The organism is Listeria sp. SHR_NRA_18, from assembly GCF_003856515.1.
Taxonomy (GTDB): Bacteria; Bacillota; Bacilli; order Lactobacillales; family Listeriaceae; genus Listeria_A; species Listeria_A newyorkensis.
This window is the reverse complement of sequence record NZ_QPKR01000042.1, coordinates 1-1,105: the sequence shown is the minus strand read 5'-3', so window position 1 is coordinate 1,105 and position 1,105 is coordinate 1. Positions and strand designations below refer to the sequence as shown.

The following is a 1,105-nucleotide window of genomic DNA, read 5'->3' as shown; positions in this document are numbered from 1 at the left end:
TAATCTAACAACTGTACCTTCAATTGATTCAATGTTTGAAACTTGTTTGGATACACAAATTCTTTCTTGAATGATTTATACGTACTTTCAGCGACTGCGTTGTCATATGGGCAACCTTTATTGCTAAGAGAACGACCTATTTCAAAGGTATCTAAAATCTCATCAATGGCCTTGTTATCAAATTCGCTTCCGCGATCTGTATGAAAAAGCTGGACGTTGAAAAGTGGAAAAGGGATCTGGTAGATAGCCTCCTTCACCAAATCAGCTGTTTTATTCGTTCCTGCGCTGTGTCCAATAATTTCACGATTAAATAAATCTAGAATAAAACAAACATAATGCCATTTTTCACCTACCCGAACATAGGTTAAATCGGTGACAATGACTTTACGTGCCTCAACTTGTTCAAATTGACGCCCTAATTCATTGGCCACAGGTGCTTCATTCACCTTAGTTTTATGTTGTTTGAAAGTAGCCTTGGTATAGTTGGAGATAAGGGCAAATTTTCGTACGATAACTGCAATTTTGCGTCTGGAAACGGTAAAGCCCAAAAGGGCTAGGGCTACTTTTAATTTGCGCGTGCCATAATTTTTGCGGCTTTTATGAAACTCCTCTATAACCGCCTGCTCTAAATGAGCTTCTGATCTTTTCAACTTTTGATAGTAATACGTGCTCCTTGAAACACCTAAAATACGGCACATCGCTGCTATTGGATATTTGTGTTTGTTTTGCTGGATTACTTGGATTTTCGTCCGAATATCAGCGCCGCTTGCTTTAAAATATCAACTTCCAACTCTTTCTGGGCAAGTTGTTTACGTAAAGCTTCTATTTCTTTTTGTTCCGCTGTCTTGTTATCATTGGTTAAGAAAGAACCTGACTTGTTGTATTCTCTTCTCCAACGGTCAAAGACCGAGGGAGCAAGCTCGTAATCGATTAGAATATCTTTTCTTGATTTTCCCGCTGCATGTAATTGGATTATTTGTTTTTTAAATTCGGGTGTGAAGGTGCGCGTCGTTCTTTTTGTCATTGTAAACTTCATCCTTTACTTCTTTATAGTATCTATTATAAAGACCCTTATTTAATTGTCCAATTTAGTATAACCTATCCA

General features: G+C 37.6%; 2 protein-coding genes. Both read right to left on the bottom strand.

Annotated elements, in window-relative coordinates:
• Nucleotides 1–698, bottom strand: a 698-nt coding sequence (locus DUK53_RS17040; RefSeq protein ID WP_124893238.1) for an IS3 family transposase, incomplete at its 3' end; no start/stop codon positions are given.
• A gap of 35 nt (nucleotides 699–733) precedes the next feature.
• Nucleotides 734–1,024 (bottom strand): transposase, encoded by a 291-nt coding sequence (locus tag DUK53_RS17035; RefSeq protein WP_036132390.1) that lies wholly within the window; start codon nucleotides 1,022–1,024, stop codon nucleotides 734–736.
• Nucleotides 1,025–1,105: the final 81 nt, after the last annotated feature.

What these genes read in the sequence shown, in the direction of transcription:
- DUK53_RS17035 (WP_036132390.1), bottom strand. Translation starts at nt 1,024, where the DNA reads ATGACAAAAAGAACGACGCGCACCTTCACACCCGAATTTAAAAAACAA.